The sequence below is a fragment of the Risungbinella massiliensis genome, assembly GCF_000942395.1.
Classification (GTDB): domain Bacteria; phylum Bacillota; class Bacilli; order Thermoactinomycetales; family Thermoactinomycetaceae; genus Risungbinella; species Risungbinella massiliensis.
Map to the genome: position 1 here is coordinate 1 of NZ_LN812099.1, position 1,064 is coordinate 1,064.

1 rRNA gene is annotated in these 1,064 nt (G+C 52.3%); it reads left to right on the forward strand.

Going from position 1 to position 1,064, the window contains the following annotated elements:
* Positions 1 to 1,064, forward strand: a 23S ribosomal RNA gene (locus VJ09_RS00020); the annotation flags it as partial.

Consider the following 1,064-nt stretch of genomic DNA (forward strand, 5'->3'; position numbering starts at 1 on the left):
TAGGAGTTATCAAGGAAGCAGGTACCAGAAGTGGTTCTGGAAAGACCCGCCATAGCAGGTAACAGCCCTGTATGGAAAACTTGCTTCCCTCCGAGACGGACCCTGAGTACGGCGGGACACGTGAAACCCCGTCGGAATCCGGGAGGACCACCTCCCAAGGCTAAATACTACCTGGCGACCGATAGTGAACCAGTACCGTGAGGGAAAGGTGAAAAGCACCCCGAGAGGGGAGTGAAATAGATCCTGAAACCGTGTGCTTACAATCAGTCGGAGCGGGCTTGACCCGTGACGGCGTGCCTTTTGTAGAATGAACCGGCGAGTAACGGTTGCGTGCAAGGTTAAGGCGAGAAGCTGGAGCCGCAGCGAAAGCGAGTCTGAATAGGGCGTGCAGTACGTAGTCGTTGACCCGAAACCAAGTGATCTACCCATGGCCAGGATGAAGTTGCGGTAACACGCAATGGAGGTCCGAACCTGTTGATGTTGAAAAATCATAGGATGAGCTGTGGGTAGCGGAGAAATTCCAATCGAACTTGGAGATAGCTGGTTCTCCCCGAAATAGCTTTAGGGCTAGCCTTAGAGTAAGAGTCATGGAGGTAGAGCACTGATTGGGCTAGGGGCCCTTCCCGGGTTACCGAACTCAGTCAAACTCCGAATGCCATCGACTTATCTCTAGGAGTCAGACTGCGAGTGCTAAGATCCGTAGTCAAGAGGGAAACAGCCCAGACCACCAGCTAAGGTCCCTAAATAATGGTTCAGTGGAAAAGGATGTGGAGTTGCTCAGACAACCAGGATGTTGGCTTAGAAGCAGCCACCATTCAAAGAGTGCGTAATAGCTCACTGGTCAAGTGACTCTGCGCCGAAAATGTAACGGGGCTAAACCATTTACCGAAGCTGTGGATGACATTGTCATGGTAGGGGAGCGTTCCTAATGCAGCGAAGCTGCATCGTGAGATGTGGTGGAGCGTTAGGAAGTGAGAATGCCGGTATGAGTAGCGAAAAGAGGGGTGAGAATCCCCTCCACCGTAAGCCTAAGGTTTCCTGAGCAAGGTTCGTCCTCTCAGGGT